Raw genomic sequence first — 18,151 nt, forward strand, 5'->3', positions numbered from 1 at the left:
GTACGCAATACCATGGCTCATGCACCACAAATCAAAATTCCCGCCACCTACATGCGTGGCGGCACCAGCAAAGGCGTGTTTTTCAGCCTCAAGGATTTGCCTGAAGCCGCCCAGGTTCCTGGCCCGGCCCGCGATGCCTTGCTGCTGCGCGTAATCGGCAGCCCCGACCCGTACGACAAGCAGATCGACGGCATGGGCGGCGCGACCTCCAGCACCAGCAAAACCGTGATCCTGTCGAAAAGCATCAAGGCCGATCACGATGTCGACTACCTGTTCGGCCAGGTGTCCATCGACAAGCCTTTCGTCGACTGGAGCGGCAACTGCGGCAACCTGTCGGCGGCAGTCGGTTCGTTCGCTGTCAGCAATGGCCTGGTGGACGCCAGCCGCATCCCGCACAACGGCGTTGCCGTGGTTCGTGTTTGGCAGGCCAACATTGGCAAGACCATCATCGCCCACGTGCCGATCACCAACGGTGAAGTGCAGGAAACCGGCGATTTCGAACTCGACGGCGTGACCTTCCCGGCCGCTGAAGTGCAAATCGAGTTTCTGGATCCGGCTGCGGAAGAAGAGGGTGGCGGTGGTTCGATGTTCCCCACCGGCAACCTGATCGATGACCTGGACGTGCCGGGTGTCGGCACCTTCAAGGCGACCATGATCAACGCCGGCATCCCGACGATTTTCGTCAATGCCGAAGACATCGGCTACACGGGCACCGAGTTGCAGGGCGCGATCAACGGCGATCCAAAAGCGTTGCTGATGTTCGAAACCATCCGAGCCTACGGCGCGCTGCGCATGGGCCTGATTGCCAACGTTGATGAAGCGGCCAAACGCCAGCACACGCCGAAAGTAGCGTTCGTGGCCAAGCCGGCGGACTACGTGGCCTCCAGTGGTAAAGCAATTGCCGCCGGCGATGTCGACCTGCTGGTGCGTGCGCTGTCCATGGGCAAGCTGCACCACGCGATGATGGGCACCGCAGCGGTGGCGATCGGCACGGCGGCGGCGATTTCCGGCACCTTGGTTAACCTTGCAGCCGGTGGCGTCGAGCGCAACGCGGTGCGCTTCGGTCATCCGTCCGGGACCTTGCGCGTTGGCGCCGAGGCCAGCCAGGTCAATGGTGAATGGACTGTGAACAAAGCCATCATGAGCCGCAGCGCGCGGGTGTTGATGGAAGGTTTCGTGCGCGTGCCGGGCGACTCCTTCTAAACAACACAACCCCCTGTAGGAGCAAGGCTTGCCCGCGATGGCGTTCTCAAGTGCGCTATCGCGAGCAAGCTTTGCTCCTACAGTTAACGGTTTTCCACAATAAGAATGTTGTCACCCCGCGAGATTGCCCTGACCGAGGTCCCATCAAGAAACCTCTTGCCGAGTGAATCGAACATGAGCGCCAACGTTGACCTGAACAATCGCCCGGACTATGACCAGGTTCTGCAGGACATTGCCGATTACGTCCTCAACTTCAAGGTTGAGTCCAGCGAAGCCCTGGACACCGCCCGCCACTGCCTGATGGACACCCTGGGCTGTGGCCTGCTGGCGCTGTGTTTTCCCGAGTGCACCAAGCATCTTGGGCCGATTGTCGAAGGCACGGTGGTGCCGTTTGGCGCGCGGGTGCCGGGTACGTCTTATCGGCTGGACCCGGTCAAGGCGGCGTGGGACATCGGTTGCATCGTGCGCTGGCTCGATTACAACGACACCTGGCTGGCTGCGGAGTGGGGGCATCCGTCGGATAACCTCGGTGGCATCCTGGCAGTGGCTGACCATTTATCACAAAAGCGCCTGGCCAATGGCAATGCACCACTGACTGTTCGTACCATGCTCGACGCGATGATCATGGCCCACGAAATCCAGGGTGTGATCGCCTTGGAGAACTCGTTCAATCGTGTCGGTCTCGATCACGTGATTCTGGTGAAAGTCGCGTCGACGGCGGTTACCGCCAAACTAATGGGCGCCAACCGTGAGCAGCTGCTTTCGGCGTTGTCCCACGCGTTTGCCGACGGCCAGTCGCTGCGTACCTACCGTCATGCGCCGAATGCCGGGTCGCGAAAATCCTGGGCGGCAGGGGATGCTACAAGCCGTGGTGTGCGCCTGGCGGATATCGCGATGCGTGGCGAGATGGGTATTCCAGGTGTCTTGAGTGCAAAACAGTGGGGCTTTTACGACGTGTTGTTCAGCCATACCAACAATGATCTGGCGCTCAAGCCCGAAGACAAGCGTGCCTTCAGTTTCTCTCGGCCGTACGGCAGCTATGTAATGGAAAATGTGTTGTTCAAGATCAGTTTCCCGGCGGAGTTTCACGCGCAAACTGCTTGCGAAGCCGCTGTGACCTTGCATCCGCAAGTGCGTAATCGCCTGCACGAAATCGACAAGATCGTCATCACCACCCATGAGTCGGCGATCCGCATCATTTCCAAGGTCGGCCCGTTGGCCAATGCCGCCGACCGCGACCACTGCCTCCAGTACATGACCGCCGTGCCACTGGCCTTCGGCAATCTGGTGGCAGAGCACTACGAGGATGATTTCCACAAGGCGCATCCGATCATCGATGTGTTGCGCGACAAAATGGTCATCGTCGAAGACCCGCGCTTCACCCGTGAATACCTGGAGGCTGACAAACGCTCCATCGCCAACGGGGTGCAAGTGTTTTTCAAGGACGGTTCCAGCACCGATAACGTGGTGGTGGAGTACCCGATTGGTCACCGTCGACGGCGTGCCGAGGGCATTGCGTTACTGGAGGAAAAGTTCAGGGCGAGCCTGGGGACGCGGTTTGTCGGGCAGAGAAGCGAGGAGATATTAGCGTTGTGCAAGGACCAGGCGCGGCTGGAGGCAACGCCGGTCAATAGGTTTGTGGATTTGTTCGTTATCTAGGAGACCGCGTTATCGTTCATCGCGGGCAAGCCTTGCTCCTACAGGTTTGATGTCGATCACAAATTACGCGACACGACTCGAAACTGTAGGCGCAAGGCTTGCCCGCGATAACAATGGATCAGGCGCTGCAGATTTATTTGAAGCGCCGCTCGACGCCTTTCTCCACCAGGATCTTCGCGGAGATTTCTTCAACGGAGAAATGCGTGGAGTTGATGTTGGGAATGTTTTCGCGACGGAACAGGTTTTCCACTTCGCGCACTTCGAACTCGCACTGGGCGTAGCTTGAATAGCGGCTGTTGGGCTTGCGCTCATTGCGGATCGCGGTGAGACGGTCCGGGTCGATGGTCAGGCCAAACAGCTTGTGCTGGTGGGCTCGCAGGGCGCTTGGCAGGGTCAGGCGTTCCATGTCGTCTTCGGTCAGCGGGTAGTTGGCTGCGCGGATGCCGAATTGCATGGCCATGTACAGGCAGGTCGGGGTTTTACCGCAACGCGACACGCCCACCAGGATCAGGTCGGCCTTGTCGTAATAGTGCGTACGGGCGCCGTCGTCGTTGTCGAGGGCGAAGTTAACGGCCTCGATGCGCTCCATGTAGTTGGTGTTTGCACCGATGGAGTGGGACTTGCCGACGGTATAGGAGGAATGCTCGGTCAGTTCCTGTTCGAGAGGTGCCAGGAAGGTCGAGAAAATGTCGATCATGAAACCATTGGAAGTCGCGAGGATCTCACGAATGTCCTGATTGACGATGGTATCGAAGATAATCGGACGGAAGCCGTCGGTTTCGGCGGCTTTGTTGATTTGTTGTACCATGGCCCGCGCTTTGTCCACGCTGTCGATGTACGGCCGCGTGACTTTGCTGAAGGTAATGTTTTCGAACTGCGCCAGAAGGCTTTGACCCAGGGTTTCGGCTGTAATGCCGGTGCCATCGGAGATAAAGAAAGCAGATCGTTTCATTTGCACCTTGGGCCTTAAGCTAGTGACGAATCTTGGATATGATAGGCGCGATTTGCCGGCCGCCAATGGCCCGCATTCTCACTTATTTTCCAGGTCCAGGCCATACAGCTGGCAAACGCTCCCCCGAGCAGCCGGTGTCTGAGCTTTTCCAACACAGTTAGTGGAGAGATCACCTTGGTAGAGTACGTAGTTTCCCTCGATAAGCTCGGCAAACACGATGTTGAGCATGTGGGGGGCAAGAACGCATCCCTGGGCGAGATGATCAGCAACCTTGCAGGTGCCGGTGTATCGGTGCCCGGTGGCTTCGCCACGACCGCTCAGGCTTATCGCGACTTCCTGGAACTGAGCGGCCTGAACGACCAGATCCACAAGGCCCTCGATGCCCTCGATGTCGATGACGTCAATGCCCTGGCCAAGACCGGCGCCCAGATTCGCCAGTGGATCATGGAAGCCGAATTCCCTGAAAAACTGAACACCGAGATCCGTACCGCGTTTGCCACACTGTCCGCCGGTAACCCTGACGTGGCCGTGGCCGTGCGTTCTTCGGCCACCGCCGAAGACTTACCGGACGCTTCCTTCGCCGGTCAGCAGGAAACCTTCCTGAACATCCGTGGTGTCGAAAACGTCATTCGCGCCGCCAAAGAGGTGTTCGCTTCCCTTTTCAACGACCGCGCGATTTCCTACCGCGTGCACCAGGGCTTCGACCACAAATTGGTCGCCCTGTCGGCCGGCGTACAGCGCATGGTCCGCTCCGAAACCGGCACCGCCGGCGTGATGTTCACCCTCGATACCGAATCGGGCTTCCGTGACGTGGTGTTCATCACCGGCGCCTACGGCCTGGGTGAAACCGTCGTACAAGGTGCGGTGAACCCGGATGAGTTCTACGTCCACAAAGGCACCCTGGCCGCTGGTCGTCCAGCGATCCTGCGCCGCAACCTGGGCAGCAAGGCCATCAAGATGATCTACGGCGACGAGGCCAAGGCCGGTCGTTCGGTCAAGACCGTCGATGTCGACAAGGCCGAACGTGCGCGTTTCTGCCTGACCGACGCCGAAGTCAGCGAGCTGGCCAAGCAGGCGATGATCATCGAGAAGCACTACGGGTGCCCGATGGACATCGAATGGGCCAAGGACGGTGACGACGGCAAGCTGTACATCGTGCAGGCCCGTCCGGAAACCGTGAAGAGCCGCACCCAGGCCAACGTCATGGAACGTTACCTGCTGAAGGAAACCGGCACCGTGCTGGTGGAAGGCCGCGCCATCGGCCAGCGTATCGGCGCTGGCAAGGTCCGTATCATCAAGGACGTGTCCGAGATGGACAAAGTCCAGGTCGGCGACGTACTGGTCTCCGACATGACCGACCCGGACTGGGAACCGGTCATGAAGCGCGCCAGCGCCATCGTCACCAACCGCGGTGGTCGTACCTGCCACGCGGCGATCATCGCTCGTGAGCTGGGTATCCCGGCCGTGGTCGGTTGCGGTAACGCCACCCAGCTGTTGAAAGACGGTCAAGGCGTGACCGTTTCCTGTGCTGAAGGCGACACCGGCTTCATCTTCGAAGGCGAACTGGGCTTCGACATCAAGAAGAACTCCGTGGATGCCATGCCGGAGCTGCCGTTCAAGATCATGATGAACGTCGGCAACCCGGACCGCGCCTTTGACTTCGCCCAGCTGCCGAACGCTGGTGTGGGTCTGGCCCGTCTGGAATTCATCATCAACCGCATGATCGGCGTGCACCCTAAAGCGCTGCTGAACTACGATGGCCTGCCGCAGGACATCAAGGAAAGCGTCGACAAGCGCATCGCCGGTTACAACGATCCGGTCGGCTTCTATGTCGAGAAGCTGGTCGAAGGCATCAGTACCCTGGCGGCTGCGTTCTATCCGAAGAAGGTCATCGTGCGTCTGTCGGACTTCAAGTCCAACGAATACGCGAACCTGATCGGCGGCAAGCTCTACGAGCCGGAAGAAGAGAACCCGATGCTGGGCTTCCGCGGCGCTTCGCGTTACATCAGCGAATCGTTCCGTGACTGCTTCGAACTCGAGTGCCGCGCCCTCAAGCGCGTGCGTAACGAGATGGGCCTGACCAACGTTGAAATCATGGTGCCGTTCGTCCGTACCCTGGGCGAGGCGAGTCAGGTGGTGAACCTGTTGGCCGAAAACGGCCTGGCCCGTGGCGACAATGGTCTGCGCGTCATCATGATGTGCGAACTGCCGTCCAACGCGATCCTGGCTGAAGAGTTCCTCGAGTTCTTCGACGGCTTCTCCATCGGCTCCAACGACCTGACCCAGCTGACTTTGGGCCTGGACCGTGACTCCGGCATCATCGCTCACCTGTTCGACGAGCGTAATCCGGCGGTCAAGAAGTTGCTGGCCAACGCCATTGCCGCGTGCAACAAGGCCGGCAAGTACATCGGCATTTGCGGTCAGGGCCCTTCGGACCACCCGGACCTGGCCAAGTGGCTGATGGAACAAGGCATCGAAAGCGTTTCGTTGAACCCCGATTCCGTACTGGAAACCTGGTTCTTCCTGGCTGAGGGTCAAGCTTCGGCTTGATCGAGTGAGAACGGCTCGCTCTCCGTAGGAGCAAGGCTTGCCCGCGATGGCGTCTTCAAAATCGCCATCGCCAGCAAGCTGTGCTCCTACAGGGGGCGGGCGTTTTTAGAGATTGAAGTAGGGCGGGCTCCTGATGGATGCCGCCCTTTTTTGTGCAAGAGATTATGCAAAGCAGCAGCAACCTATTTCCTGTCGCCCTGATCAGCGCCGAGCGGCGCGGTGATCTGAGCGAAGATGTCTATCGTTTGAAGCCTGGAAACAGCCCCGACGGTACCGTCGAGCTGGCTGTGACGCGCCTGGGCATGGCCGACGAACCGGCAGTGCGTGGCGTGCCAGTGATTCTGTTGCACGGCAGTTTTTCCAATCGACGTTTCTGGTTTTCTCCCAAAGGCCTGGGCCTGGGGGCGCATCTGACACGCCTGGGGTTCGATGTCTGGATTCCGGAAATGCGTGGACACGGGCTGTCCCAGCGCAACCAGAGCTATCGCAAGAACCGCGTCGCCGACTATGCACGCTATGACCTGCCGGCCATTGGCGCGTTCGTGCGCGAGCAAAGCGGCCAGGTCCCGCACTGGATCGGCCATTCGCTGGGCGGCATTACCCTGGCGGCAGCGCTGGGAGGTGAGTACATCGGTGAGCCCGTGGTCGCGTCGGTGGCGTTTTTCGGTACGCAAGTCAGCCGCACCTACTGGCCATTGAAGATTCCGCCGGTGGAGTGGAGTGGGCGCTTCATCCTCAATCGGTTTGCCCAGTTATCCGGTTCGCGACTCAAGCGTGGCCCGGAAGACGAGCCGATCGGCCTGGCCTTGGAAAGCATGCGCTGGTACGGCCTTTTCGGGCGCTTTGGCGATGCCGACAAGGACTGGTGGGCGGGCTTGGCCGAGGTCAAGGTCCCGGTGCTGGCGGTGAGCGCCGTGGCTGACCATCAGGATCCGGCGTGGGCGTGTCGCAAGTTGTTCGATCAGTTGGGCTCCGAGCACAAGCAATTTATCAACCTGGGCCGCGAGCAGGGTTTTGGCGATAATTTCGGCCATGTGGAAATGCTGGTCAGCAAAGCGGCGCAAGCCGAAGTCTGGCCTTTGGTGGCCCGCTGGCTGGCGGATCAGCAAAGGCCTTTGCTGGGTGAGCAAACGGATTTGACCACGGCAATCTAAGCAGGGCGCTCTATCAGAGGCATTTCGCTCTGATCGGCGAGCGGCTAAGATATGACGCATTGAGCCTATCTGGTCATTTTCGATGATCGAATCATCTGTGATGTTCGTGCTGTCTCCCTCTTTACAGGAGTTTCCCGATGATCCATTACCTTACGCCTGACCTGTGCGACGCCTACCCGGAGCTGGTGCAGGTGTTGGAACCGATGTTCAGCAATTTCGGTGGCCGTGATTCATTCGGCGGTGAAATCGTGACCATCAAGTGTTTCGAAGATAACTCGCTGGTCAAGGAGCAAGTCGAACTCAAGGGAAACGGCAAGGTACTGGTGGTCGACGGTGGCGGTTCCCTGCGTCGCGCTTTGTTGGGCGACATGTTGGCCGAAAAAGCGGCGAATAACGGCTGGGAAGGGCTGGTGATCTACGGTTGCATCCGTGATGTCGACGTCATTGCGCAAACCGATCTCGGGGTGCAGGCGTTGGCCAGCCATCCGATGAAAACCGACAAGCGCGGTATCGGCGACCTGAACGTCGCCGTGACTTTCGCCGGCGTGACCTTCCATCCAGGCCATTACATCTATGCGGACAACAACGGCGTGATCATTTCGCCAAGCCCGCTTGCAATGCCTGAGTAAGATCTGGCCGACTTTTTTGAAGAATGGAATGCGGATGTTCGAGGAAGAAAACGCGCAGTGGGGGTTGGTCCATGCCCTGGTGCTGGACGGTAAAGGCGGTGCGCGTTCGATAGCCCGGACGGAACTCGATGATTTGCAGTTGCAGGCCCATGAAAGCCTGTGGCTGCACTGGGATCGCAGTCACCCGCAAACCCAGACCTGGCTGCGTAAAACCAGCGGTTTGAGTGAGTTCAGCTGCGATTTGCTGCTTGAAGAAAACACCCGTCCGCGCCTCCTACAGCTTTCCGACAGCGAACTGCTGCTATTTTTGCGCGGGGTCAATCTCAATCCGGGTGCCGAGCCTGAAGACATGGTCTCGGTACGGATCTTTGGTTCTGCCCAGCGAGTGATCTCCCTGCGTTTGCGTCCGCTGCGCGCCACTGAAGAGCTCTTGGCGCAACTGGCAGACGGCAAGGGGCCGAAAACCGCCTCCGAACTCATCCTTTATATGGCGCAGTACCTCACCAACAAGGTGCAGGATCTGGTCAGCAGCCTCTCGGAAGTGGTCGATGAGGAAGAAGAAAAACTCGATGCCGACGAACGGTATACTCCTGAGCATGGAGAGGTTTTACAGATCCGTCGCCGGGCGGCTGCGTTGAAGCGCTTTCTCGCTCCGCAGCGCGATATTTTCGGTCAGCTGACGCGAATCAAATTGCCCTGGTTCGTCGAGGACGATGGTGATTACTGGAACGAATTGAACAACAGCCTGACTCGCTATCTCGAGGAGCTTGAGTTGACGCGGGAGCGGGTAGGGCTGGTCCTGGAGGCTGAAGACCGACGCTTGAGCGTGCGCATGAATCGCACGATGTATCGCTTCGGCATCATCACCGGGATATTTTTGCCAATGAGTTTTCTGACCGGTCTTTTGGGGATAAACGTCGGGGGGATTCCGTTATCCGGGAGTCCTTATGGCTTCCTCATTGCCTGCCTGCTGATGATCGCGGTGGCGCTGGGGCAGTGGTGGTTATTCCGACGTTTGCGCTGGGTTTGAATGTAAACGTTGTGACCCGACCAAATTTGACCGCGTCTTTCACAGACATCACGAGAGGTGCGTATGCACGATCCGTTTGAACAGTCTTTGCGTGACATGCTCAAGGCATCACCGTCCACCCGGGACGACGATGCGTGCCTTGGCCGCGTACTGAAAACCGCCAACCGCCAGGTCGGCGCCGGCGATCTGTTCAGTCTGCTGGGCCGCTGGCTGCCCGCCCTGATGATTGCCCTCAATAACGGTTCGGCCCACGTGGCGCCGGTATCCCGTCTTCGTAAACCTACCGCTCGCACTGCTGATAAGGCTGATTGAATATGGAACTTGATCTCTGGACTCAGAGCCTCGTCACTGCAATGACTGCGTTATGGACCAAGGTTGCGAACTTCATTCCGAACCTGTTTGGCGCACTGGTCGTGTTGCTGCTGGGGTTTGTGGTGGCCAAGCTGCTGGACACGCTGCTGTCCAAATTGCTCGCCAAACTGGGCCTGGATCGCCTGATGGGCGGTACCGGTCTGACCAAGCTTCTGTCTCGTGCCGGCCTTCAAGTTCCGATTTCTACACTGATCGGCAAGATCGTCTATTGGTTCGTTCTGCTGATTTTTCTGGTTTCTGCCGCAGAATCCCTTGGACTTGAGCGAGTTTCAGCTACGCTGGATATGCTTGCGTTGTACTTGCCGAAGGTATTCGGCGCGGCGCTGGTGCTGCTGGTGGGTGTATTGCTGGCGCAACTGGCCAATGGCCTGGTGCGGGGAGCGGCAGAAGGCGTAGGCCTGGACTACGCTTCCGGGCTGGGGCGTATTGCCCAGGGCTTGGTGATCATCATCAGTATCTCGGTTGCGATCAGCCAGTTGGAGGTCAAGACTGACCTGCTCAATCATGTGATCGTCATCGTATTGATTACCGTTGGTCTGGCGGTTGCGCTGGCCATGGGCTTGGGAAGCCGGGAAATTGCCGGTCAGATTCTTGCGGGAATCTATGTGCGTGAGTTGTACCAGGTTGGGCAACAAGTGCGTGTTGGCGAGGTCGAAGGGCAGATCGAAGAGATCGGCACGGTTAAAACCACATTGCTGACCGATGAGGGTGAGCTAGTCTCTCTTTCCAATCGGATTCTCCTTGAGCAGCATGTGAGTAGCCGCTAACCCGGCAAACCCTGCTAATGTATGCCGCCGCAAATTGCCTGCTGATGCTGGCTGCGGCGGACATTGACCTGACTGTCGGCACGACTTGTTTTGAATAAAGCCCAATCGCTATCCACGCGCTACGACCCCCGCGAGCTCTCTGATGAGGAGTTGGTCGCGCGCTCGCATACCGAGCTGTTTCATGTTACGCGCGCTTATGAAGAATTGATGCGGCGTTACCAGCGAACATTATTTAACGTCTGTGCACGATATCTTGGGAACGATCGCGACGCAGATGATGTCTGTCAGGAAGTCATGTTGAAGGTGCTGTATGGTCTGAAGAACTTCGAGGGCAAATCGAAGTTCAAGACATGGCTATATAGCATCACGTACAACGAGTGCATCACACAGTATCGGAAGGAACGGCGAAAGCGTCGCTTGATGGACGCCTTGAGTCTGGACCCCCTCGAAGAAGCGTCCGAAGAAAAGGCGCCGAAACCGGAGGAAAAGGGTGGACTTGATCGCTGGTTGGTGTATGTGAACCCGATTGACCGTGAAATTCTGGTGCTACGATTTGTCGCAGAGCTGGAGTTTCAGGAGATCGCAGACATCATGCACATGGGTTTGAGTGCAACAAAAATGCGGTACAAACGCGCTCTCGATAAACTGCGTGAGAAATTTGCAGGCATTGCCGAAACTTAGTTCGGCGCAAATATCTCTTACGCGTAGGCAAGTTCTGATAGAATTGCCGCCGAGTTGTCCCCCGGTTTGCGGGACTGCTTCACAATCACCAGATGGGGATTTAACGGATGAAACTGAAAAACACCTTGGGCTTGGCCATTGGTACTCTTATTGCCGCTACTTCGTTCGGCGCTCTGGCACAGGGCCAAGGCGCAGTTGAAGGCGAGCTCAACTACGGGAAGAAGTACAACGACAGCGTTAAGAACGTTGAAGACGGCTACACTCCTGGCGCCTCCATCGGTTACTTCTTGACCGACGACGTATCGTTGAACTTCACCTACAACAATGACGACCACACCCGTTCGAACAACGGTACTGGCCATCAGAAAATCGAAGGCGACCAGTTCGGTCTGAACGCTCAGTACCACTTCAACAACGCTGGCGACGCTCTGCGTCCATACGTTCAAGGTGGTGTTAAGCACGGCAGCATGACCAACGTAGCCGATGACGGCCACACCGGTCGTGACCAGTCGACTTTCCTGACTGCAGGCGGTGGCGTTAAGTACTACTTCCTCGAAAACTTCTTCGCTCGTGCTGGCGTAGAAGCTGACTACAAGCTGGACAACGGCAAGTGGGACTACATCCCGTCCGTAGGTCTGGGTGTTAACTTCGGTGGCGGCAACAAGCCTGCTGCTGCTCCAGTTCCAGCACCTGAAGTCTGCTCCGACAGCGACAACGATGGCGTTTGCGACAACGTTGACAAGTGCCCGGACACCCCAGCCAACGTAACTGTTGACGCTGATGGCTGCCCAGCAGTGGCTGAAGTCGTACGTGTTGAGCTGGACGTTAAGTTCGACTTCGACAAGTCGGTAGTCAAGCCTAACAGCTACGGCGACATCAAGAACCTGGCTGACTTCATGAAGCAGTACCCATCCACCACCACTACTGTTGAAGGTCACACTGACTCCGTCGGTCCTGACGCTTACAACCAGAAACTGTCCGAGCGTCGTGCAAACGCCGTTAAGCAAGTTCTGACCAACCAGTACGGTGTTGAATCGTCCCGCGTTCAGTCTGTTGGCTACGGCGAATCCCGCCCAGTTGCCGACAACAAAACTGAAGCTGGCCGCGCTGTAAACCGTCGCGTAGAAGCGCAGGTTGAAGCTCAAGGTAAGTAATTACCTCGCCGCTCCAGGAAAAGCCCGGCTTAGGCCGGGCTTTTCTTTGTCTGCGATTTGGTGTTTCAGCTTGGTCTGAAAAGATCGCAGCCTACGGCAGCTCCTACACGGATCCTTGTAGGAGCTGCCGAAGGCTGCGATCTTTTGATCCTCCCTTCAGATGCCACAGCACCGATAACCAGGATGGCAGGGCTTTTCAGTTCGAAGGCAAGTGCATCTTCTTCCATCGCCGTCAGATCACTGCGGCATTCGCGCTGATGAGGCAATGAAGCGTTTTCAATCATCGCCACCGGCGTGTCTACGGCCATTCCGCCAAGGATCAGCTGTTCACGGATTTCCCCGAGTTTGGCCACACCCATGTAGATCACCAGCGTCGTGCCGCCCTGGGCCAGTGCTTGCCAGTTCAGGCTGCTATCGTCCTGAGTGTGGGCGGTAACCAGTGTCACGCCCCGCGCCACGCCACGCAGGGTCAACGGAATGTCGCATTGTGTAGCGCCAGCAAGCCCGGCCGTGATGCCGTTGACCAGTTCGACTTCAACCCCGCGCTCACGTAACCACTGAGCCTCCTCACCGCCACGCCCGAAAATGCACGGATCGCCACCCTTGAGTCGCACCACGCATTTGCCATGGCGGGCGTATCGCAACATCAGGCGATGGATGAACGCTTGTGGTGTTGAGCGGCAACCACCGCGTTTTCCCACAGGAATGATCCGGGCGCCGCTGCAGTGTTCAAGGACTGCATCATTCACAAGATCATCGATCAGCACGACATCCGCTTCTCTCAATGCTCGCACAGCCTTGAGCGTCATCAACTCCGGGTCGCCCGGTCCCGCACCGACCAGCCAGACTTTTGCGTTCATCGTGTTTTCCTCTGCCTTAGCCATGAAATACCAAAAACAACAGCATCAAATTGATCAACAACGACACCGAGGCCAACGTCCGCCATACCTTCAGCGGCTCCCGCTCCAGCAAGGGCCTGGGGCGCACGCTCAAACTGCGGCGCTCCCCTTGTTCCATCAGCAGTAACCACTCCTCAGCGGTTTCATAGCGCTGGGCTGGATCCGCTGCCACAGCGCGTTCGAGGATTTGCACCAGCCATTCCGGCAGGTCGGGTCGATAGCGACTTGCGCTGACCGGTATCCCGAACCGTGGACGTTGGAACGCTTCGATTTCGCCGTAGGGAAAATGTCCGGTGAGCAGGTAGTAAAGGGTGACGCCAACCGCATACAGGTCCTGTTGCGGTGTCGGCGCTTCGCCGCGAAACGCTTCCGGTGCGATGTAGCTGGGCGTTCCGGGCAGGGTAGAGAGCGGGTCTTGGGACAGGCCGGAACACCAGGCGAGTCCGAAATCCAGCAGGCGCAGTTCGCCGTCGTCGCCCAACAGCAGGTTCTCGGGTTTGATATCGCGATGCAGGATTTGCCGTCGATGCAGCAGGCCGACCGCTTTTAACAGGCGCTCGGCAAGCTCCTGCCACTGTGCCAGCGGCAATGGCCCCACCTGCGCCTGCAATTGCGCCAGGGTCGTGCCGGCATATTCGCGCATCACGTAGTACAAATGCTGACGCTGACTGGCCGCATGGACTTCAGGGAAATGCCGCCCGGCCACGCGCTTGAGAAACCATTCTTCCGAGAGCAATGCTTGCCCGGCCAGATGATCATCTCGCAGGGCGCCGGGCAGGGTTTTCAGCAGCCAGGGTTGTTGCTGACGGTCGCGCACCCGATAGAGCAGCGATTGCTGGCTCTGGCCGAGTATTGTCTCGACCTGCCAACCCTCGAAATCCTGGCCTGGCTTGAGTGCCGCAGGTAATGGCCATTGCTGCAAATGAATCAGCGCATCGCCAATGCTGGTTTCACCGAGGGCATCGACCCGCACAAGCAGAGCGCTGGCATTATCCTGGCTGCCGGCCAGGTGGGCGGCATTCACCAGCGTCTGCGCGGCGCTGTCGAGGTCCGGTTGATCACGCAGAATCGCCGCAATCGCCGTATCGCCCAGCACCGCCCAGATGCCGTCGCTGAGCAACACAAAGCTCTCATCGAGACGCAATTCACCGTCGAGAAAGTCCAGCACCAGATGCTGATCGAGCCCGAGCGCTCGCTTGAGCACATGTTGCATGCCCGGTTGATCCCAGACGTGGTCTTCGCTGACCCGCTGCAATTGATCGGCATGCCAGCGATACACCCGGCAATCACCGACATGGGCCAGGGTAAAGCGCCGGCCACGCAAGACCAGCGCACTGACTGTAGTCAGCAAGGGCTGCCCACCGCCGTTCGCTTGCAGCCACCGGTTCTGAGCCAGCAGCAGGCGATCCAGTGCCTGGGCAACGCCCCAGGTTTCCGGGGTGGCATAGTAATCCAGTGCCAGGGCCTGCAACGTCGAGCGGGCGGCCAGTGCGCCATCGGCACATTGGCTGACGCCGTCGGCGATGGCGAACAGGTAGCCCTTGCTCGCAGCCAATGCCGGGGACGGCGTGACCAGGCGCAAGGCGTCCTGATTTTCCTCGCGCGGACCTGTGGCAGTGGCTTCGGCGAAACTCAGTTGCAGGCTCATGGCGCTGTCAGACCCGTGCAGCGGTCACGGCGGCCGAGCCCCAGGTGGTTCTCCAGCGACGTTTCACACCGTGCAAGCCGAACCAGGCGAGGACAGCGAGGCTGGCGAACAGCCACAGCGCCATCTGGTAGCTGCCCGTGCTTTGCTTGATTGCACCCATGCCAGCCGCCAGCGCAAATCCGCCAATTCCGCCAGCCATGCCGATCAGGCCGGTCATCACACCGATCTCCCGGCGAAAGCGTTGCGGGACCAGTTGGAAAACTGCACCGTTACCGGCCCCCAAACCGAGCATGGTGCAGACGAAAAGGGCCAGGGCTGCGTAGGAGCTTGGTAGGTTGAAACCCACGGCAGCCATGCAGACTGCGGCGGCCGTGTACATCGCCAACAAGGTGCGAATGCCACCAAAGCGATCGGCCAGCGCGCCGCCCAATGGGCGCATGAGGCTGCCACCGAATACGCAGGCTGCCGTGTAGTAACCGGCTGTCACCGGGCTCAGGCCGTACTGGTCGTTGAAATAGCCGGGCAGGGCGCTGGCCAGGCCGATGAAGCCACCAAAGGTCACGCTGTAGAAAAACATGAACCACCAGCTGTCGCGGTCGCCCAGCGCCTTGAAGTAATCGGCCATCGATTTGGCTTTCGGCCGTTCAGGGGCGTTCTTGGCCAGCCAGGCGAAAACGATCAGGGTCAGGACCAACGGGATCAGGGCGAAGCCAAACACGTTGCTCCAGCCAAATGCTGCCGCCAGCACCGGGGCAATCAGCGCGGCCAGTACGGTGCCCGAGTTACCGGCCCCGGCGATGCCCATGGCTTTGCCTTGGTGCTGCGGTGGATACCACTGCGAGGCCAAGGGCAGGGCCACGGCGAACGACGCCCCAGCCATGCCCAGGAACAGTCCCAGCAGCAATGCTTGCTCATAGCTGTGGATGCCGAGCTTCCAGGCGCCAAACAGCGCACAGATGACGATCACCTGGCCGATCAGGCCTGCGGTTTTTGGTGACAGGCGATCAGCCAACATGCCCATCACAAAGCGCAATACAGCCCCAGCCAGAATCGGCGTCGCCACCACCAGACCGCGCTGTTGGGTGGTCAGGTGCAGGTCACCGGCGATTTGCACCGCCAGAGGGCCGAGCAGGTACCAGACCATGAAGCTCAGATCGAAATAGAGGAAGGCCGCGAACAGGGTCGGGGTATGGCCGGATTTCCAGAAGCTTGAATTCATCGCGCACCTCAACTGATAGGAGTCTCGAACGGGAGTCGTGCAGGTGGGGCGCCGCAGGGCCGCACCACCGGCCCCGGGCAATGGGGCCAAAACAAAAAAACGCCGCTACCCGATTCGCCAGGGGCAAATGGGGTGAGCGACGTCTTTGTCGTAGGTGGGGCAACCGCCGTTGGTTACCTGTGGGGATTACATAGCGAGATTTGTGCCAACGGCCGAAACCGAGTTATGGCCATTCGCGGGCAAGCCACGCTCCTACGAGGGACCGCAATCCCCTGTAGGAGCGAGGCTTGCCCGCGAACACGTCCTTCAACCCAACAACTCACTCATGGCAATGATCTGCTCCGCCACCTGGATCAGCTTCTGCTGGCGGCTCATGGCCTGGCGGCGCATCAGGGTATAGGCCTCTTCTTCGTTGCAGTCCTTCATCTTCATCAGCAGCCCTTTGGCCAGCTCTATGCGCTTACGCTCGGCCAACTGCTGGTCCCTGGCATGCAGTTGCGCGCGCAGGGCCTGGTCGCTTTCGAAGCGTGCCATGGCCACATCGAGAATCGGCTGCAAGCGTTGTGCGTGAATGCCTTCGACGATATAGGCACTGACCCCGGACTTGATCGCCTGGCGCATCACGTCGGGGTCGTGTTCGTCGGTGAACATCACAATTGGCCGTGGTTGATCGCGACTCACCAGCACCACTTGCTCCATGACATCACGGCCCGGTGACTCGGTATCGATCAAGATGACGTCCGGACGCACCGTTTCGACGCGTTCGGGCAGGTCGATGGTCAAGCCGGACTCGTCGATCACCTCGAAGCCGGCTTCGATCAGGGCGGCTTTGAGGCGCCCGACTTTTTTCGCGGTGTCGTTGATCAGCAAGATACGCAACATATTCGCAATCTCCCGTCAGCGGCTGGCGAAAACGGGCGAGCCGTCGCCCATGGCGTGCAGTGTGAAGCTGCGGGCATAACCGGCCGGATCAGAGCCGTCCCAGACCTTGCCGTCGATCAACTGGCTGCTGCGCATTTCCTTCCCCGTAAAAGCGATACCAACGGCGCTCGCAGCCTCTCGATACACATCCAGTTGCTGGACCTGGCGGGCCACCGCCAAGTAGTCCGGATCGTCACGCAGCAAACCCCAGCGGCGAAACTGGGTCATGAACCACATGCCATCGGACAGATACGGCAGATTGACCTCGCCATCACCGTGGAAACGCAAGGCGTGCGGGTCTTGCCATCGATTGCCCAGACCATCGGCGTAGTCGCCCGACAGGCGCGGTTCGATGCACTCGAGCGGGGCGTCGAGGTACTGCGGTGCGCTGAGCAGTTGTGCGGTGCCACGGCGGTTTTCGGCGCTGTCTTCGATGAAGCGACTGGCTTGCAGAATCGCCATTACCAACGCGCGGGCGGTGTTGGGGTATTGCTCGACGAAGGCGCGGGTGCAGCCGAGGACCTTTTCCGGGTGATCGGGCCAGATGGTTTGGGTCGTCGCCAGGGTAAAGCCGAGATTCTGTTGTACGGCACTTTCGGCCCACGGCTCGCCGACACAGAAGCCGTCGATGCGACCGGCTTGCAGGTGCGCGACCATTTGCGGCGGTGGCACCACCACACTGTCGACATCCCGCAAGGGATGAATGCCCTGGCTGGCCAGCCAGTAATACAACCACATGGCATGGGTGCCGGTGGGAAAGGTCTGGGCGAAGGTCAGTTTTGGGCGAGATTGGTGCACGTGACGGTGCAGTGCTTCAGGACCGGTCACGCCCAGGCCCTGCAAGCCGTGGGAGAGGTTGATGCTCTGGCCATTCTGGTTCAGGCCCATGAGCACAGCCATGTCGGTTGCCGCGACGCCACCGATACCCAGGTGTACGGCATAGATCAGGCCGTACAGGCTGTGGGCGGCGTCGAGTTCGCCGCTGACCAGTTTGTCGCGCAAATTGGCCCACGAGGGCTGGCGCTTGAGGTTCAAAGTCAGGCCATAGGGCTGGGCGAAGCCCTGGGTGGCCGCGACCACCACCGAGGCGCAGTCGCTCAGGGCCATGAAGCCGAGGTTGATGTCGGTCTTTTCCGGGGCATCGCTGCCATTGACCCAGGCCAGAGGGCCGGCTGATGGTTCGTTCATCGCGTGTTCACCTTGCAAAAAAAAGCGTCGTCCCGGGTCCCTGTGCGCAGGGCCGGGTGACGACGCCATTGTCCTGGCACACATTCCGCCATTGGCATGGGTGCTGATACCTGAAGAGGTGCAAG

Annotated in this window: 16 protein-coding genes; 10 read left to right on the forward strand and 6 right to left on the reverse strand. The window is 59.1% G+C overall.

Annotation, left to right across the window (positions count from 1 at the left end; all coding sequences use genetic code 11):
* The first annotated feature begins 12 nt into the window (after positions 1-12).
* Entirely contained in the window at positions 13-1,203 is a 1,191-nt protein-coding gene (prpF, locus tag ABTV22_RS08700) for a 2-methylaconitate cis-trans isomerase PrpF (protein WP_433739457.1), read from the forward strand.
* Between the two features lie 174 nt (positions 1,204-1,377).
* Positions 1,378-2,862 (forward strand): 2-methylcitrate dehydratase, encoded by a 1,485-nt coding sequence (gene prpD, locus ABTV22_RS08705; protein WP_433739458.1) that lies wholly within the window; start codon positions 1,378-1,380, stop codon positions 2,860-2,862.
* A 133-nt stretch (positions 2,863-2,995) separates the two neighbouring features.
* Here the strand turns inward: prpD and ppsR are convergent, their stop codons facing one another.
* On the reverse strand, positions 2,996-3,814 hold the full coding sequence (gene ppsR / locus ABTV22_RS08710) for a posphoenolpyruvate synthetase regulatory kinase/phosphorylase PpsR (protein WP_175391254.1): 819 nt from the start codon (positions 3,812-3,814) through the stop codon (positions 2,996-2,998).
* A 174-nt stretch (positions 3,815-3,988) separates the two neighbouring features.
* Between ppsR and ppsA the strand changes: the two genes are divergently transcribed.
* The 8 genes from ppsA to ABTV22_RS08750 all read left to right on the forward strand — a co-directional run bounded on the left by ppsA (position 3,989) and on the right by ABTV22_RS08750 (position 12,151).
* On the forward strand, positions 3,989-6,364 hold the full coding sequence (gene ppsA, locus ABTV22_RS08715; RefSeq protein WP_433739459.1) for a phosphoenolpyruvate synthase: 2,376 nt from the start codon (positions 3,989-3,991) through the stop codon (positions 6,362-6,364).
* 164 nt (positions 6,365-6,528) lie between these two features.
* A complete protein-coding gene (locus ABTV22_RS08720) occupies positions 6,529-7,518 on the forward strand; it encodes an alpha/beta fold hydrolase (RefSeq protein WP_433739460.1) in 990 nt (329 codons plus the stop codon).
* 140 nt (positions 7,519-7,658) lie between these two features.
* Complete coding sequence (gene rraA, locus ABTV22_RS08725; RefSeq protein WP_433741344.1) at positions 7,659-8,147, forward strand: ribonuclease E activity regulator RraA; 489 nt, start codon at positions 7,659-7,661, stop codon at positions 8,145-8,147.
* 34 nt (positions 8,148-8,181) lie between these two features.
* On the forward strand, positions 8,182-9,177 hold the full coding sequence (locus ABTV22_RS08730; RefSeq protein WP_433739461.1) for a zinc transporter ZntB: 996 nt from the start codon (positions 8,182-8,184) through the stop codon (positions 9,175-9,177).
* Positions 9,178-9,240: 63 nt separating this feature from the next.
* The gene (locus tag ABTV22_RS08735; protein ID WP_020801096.1) at positions 9,241-9,489 is read left to right on the forward strand and encodes a hypothetical protein; all 249 of its coding nucleotides are present in this window, start codon (positions 9,241-9,243) and stop codon (positions 9,487-9,489) included.
* Positions 9,490-9,491: 2 nt separating this feature from the next.
* Complete coding sequence (locus ABTV22_RS08740) at positions 9,492-10,316, forward strand: mechanosensitive ion channel family protein (protein WP_008048604.1); 825 nt, start codon at positions 9,492-9,494, stop codon at positions 10,314-10,316.
* Between the two features lie 90 nt (positions 10,317-10,406).
* On the forward strand, positions 10,407-10,997 hold the full coding sequence (sigX, locus tag ABTV22_RS08745) for an RNA polymerase sigma factor SigX (RefSeq protein ID WP_017337463.1): 591 nt from the start codon (positions 10,407-10,409) through the stop codon (positions 10,995-10,997).
* A gap of 107 nt (positions 10,998-11,104) precedes the next feature.
* Positions 11,105-12,151 carry an OmpA family protein gene (locus ABTV22_RS08750; protein WP_433739462.1) on the forward strand — a complete coding sequence of 349 codons (1,047 nt, stop codon included), beginning with the start codon at positions 11,105-11,107 and terminating at the stop codon, positions 12,149-12,151.
* A 65-nt stretch (positions 12,152-12,216) separates the two neighbouring features.
* On the opposite strand, the gene cobA is transcribed toward ABTV22_RS08750, so the two are convergent.
* From cobA to ABTV22_RS08775, 5 genes are all read right to left on the reverse strand, one after another.
* Complete coding sequence (gene cobA / locus ABTV22_RS08755) at positions 12,217-13,011, reverse strand: uroporphyrinogen-III C-methyltransferase (protein ID WP_433739463.1); 795 nt, start codon at positions 13,009-13,011, stop codon at positions 12,217-12,219.
* Between the two features lie 16 nt (positions 13,012-13,027).
* A complete protein-coding gene (locus ABTV22_RS08760; protein ID WP_433739464.1) occupies positions 13,028-14,698 on the reverse strand; it encodes a protein kinase domain-containing protein in 1,671 nt (556 codons plus the stop codon).
* A gap of 7 nt (positions 14,699-14,705) precedes the next feature.
* Positions 14,706-15,917 (reverse strand): nitrate/nitrite transporter, encoded by a 1,212-nt coding sequence (locus ABTV22_RS08765; protein ID WP_433739465.1) that lies wholly within the window; start codon positions 15,915-15,917, stop codon positions 14,706-14,708.
* A gap of 306 nt (positions 15,918-16,223) precedes the next feature.
* A complete protein-coding gene (locus tag ABTV22_RS08770) occupies positions 16,224-16,799 on the reverse strand; it encodes an ANTAR domain-containing response regulator (RefSeq protein ID WP_175391245.1) in 576 nt (191 codons plus the stop codon).
* A 15-nt stretch (positions 16,800-16,814) separates the two neighbouring features.
* Complete coding sequence (locus ABTV22_RS08775; RefSeq protein ID WP_433739466.1) at positions 16,815-18,026, reverse strand: CmpA/NrtA family ABC transporter substrate-binding protein; 1,212 nt, start codon at positions 18,024-18,026, stop codon at positions 16,815-16,817.
* Positions 18,027-18,151 lie beyond the last annotated feature (125 nt).

Origin of the sequence: Pseudomonas putida, from assembly GCF_050990305.1 — a bacterium.
Lineage (GTDB): Bacteria > Pseudomonadota > Gammaproteobacteria > Pseudomonadales > Pseudomonadaceae > Aquipseudomonas > Aquipseudomonas putida_AH.